General features: G+C 39.3%; 1 protein-coding gene. It reads left to right on the top strand.

Annotation, left to right across the window (positions count from 1 at the left end; translation table 11 throughout):
* Positions 1-90: 90 nt before the first annotated feature.
* Positions 91-1611, top strand: coding sequence for a glycosyltransferase (locus RDS42_RS14715; protein ID WP_308784309.1), 1521 nt, complete (start codon positions 91-93; stop codon positions 1609-1611).
* Positions 1612-1688 lie beyond the last annotated feature (77 nt).

Raw genomic sequence — 1688 nt, 5'->3', positions numbered from 1 at the left:
TTGTTTTATAAAAGTTAAAATGCCGTATTTATGCGGCTTGTGGCGTTTCGCAAACGCCTATTAAGTTATATCTGGGAAAGGAGAATATCCATGACTGATTATCGATTCAAATTTTCTATCATATCTGCTGTATATAACGCAGAAAACTATCTGGAAGATGCTATTCAGAGTATTCTTGTACAGGATATCGGCTTTCAGGACTCTGTCGAACTGATCCTGGTAGATGATGGTTCTCCTGATTCTTCTGGTTCCATATGTGATTTCTGGCAAAAAAAATATCCTGATAACATCAAGGTGATCCACAAGGAAAATGGCGGTGTATCCTCTGCCCGAAACGCAGGAATTGCTGTAGCAGAAGGCAGATATATCAATTTTATGGACTCTGATGATAAGTTATCCCCAGACACCTTATCTTCCGTGTATCAATATTTCATCACTATAGATGACAGGGCAGATCTTGTATCTATTCCTATTTACTTTTTTGAAAAAAAAGAACAGCCGCATCGGTTAAATTATAAATTTGCATCCAACAAGAACCTTCTTGTGGATCTGAACCAAAAATATTCCTTTGTACAATTATCTGCTGCTTCCGCTTTTTTTAAAAGAGAAGTCTTAACTCCAGATTTTTTCAGCACCACTCTGCGGTATGCGGAGGATGCAAGAGCCATTATGGGACTTTTTCTCAAAAACCCCATATATGGCATTGTTCCTCAGGCTCGTTATGACTATCGATGCCGGGAAAGTATGAATTCTGCCCTAAACGGTTCCAAACTACATAAAGAATGGTATCTGGACTGTCTGCAGGAATATGTCCTCTGGTCTGCACAACAAGCCCTTGCTCTGTATGGCTCTGTGCCAAAATTTGTTCAGTTCCACATGATGTATGATCTGCAGAGCCGATTCCGTATGGAAGAATTCCCGGAACATGTCCTGACTCCCTCAGAAAAAGAAAAATTTATGGTTCTCCTAAAGGAATGCCTGTCTTATATCAGTGATCCGATCATCCTGGAGCAAAAAAATCTTTCCAAGGAGCAAAAGGATTTGGTCATCCGTACAAAATACGGTGCTGATTCCGGAATTCTTGAATATAAGAATGAAGATTACCATTACCGATATGGAGAAACCACCACAGCTTCCATGTCCTCTTATGTGGTAAAGCTTCAGCAGCTGATTCCTCAGGATAATGGTCTTCTGCTTTATGGTTCCGCAAAAACAGGGGTACATTTTCCAAAACCAGAGCATTTTTTTGTTCGTTTAACTGCAAAAAAACAGGCAATAACTCTCCCATGCAGTTTCCAACAGAATGCTGATCGTGTATTCCGATATCACGGCAGTACCCTGGCTTGTTTTTACGATTTTCAGGTATTGATTCCTTATGATATTCTGAAAAGGAACTCTTCATTGGAGATTTGTATGACCTGTAATTCCCATACAGTTAAATTCCGTAATCTTACTGCTGAGCCCTCTTTTCCTGTTCCTCCAAAGGCACAGAAAAAAACCTGGGATTGCCATTCTTTGTTTTTTTCCAGAACCAGGGAAGAAATTTTGGTAGAATCAGGGCATCTGTTAAAGCGCTGTATTACTTCCTTTAAATCCCATTTTAACAAATAACAAATCCCCGGTTCTTTCAAAATGATATGCTCCCTTCTAGGTAGACAGTTAAAATAATAAAACTGTTTATCAAGGAG

Origin of the sequence: uncultured Blautia sp., from assembly GCF_902497045.1 — a bacterium.
Classification (GTDB): Bacteria; Bacillota; Clostridia; order Lachnospirales; family Lachnospiraceae; genus Blautia_A.
This window is presented reverse-complemented; position numbering and strand designations above follow the sequence as displayed.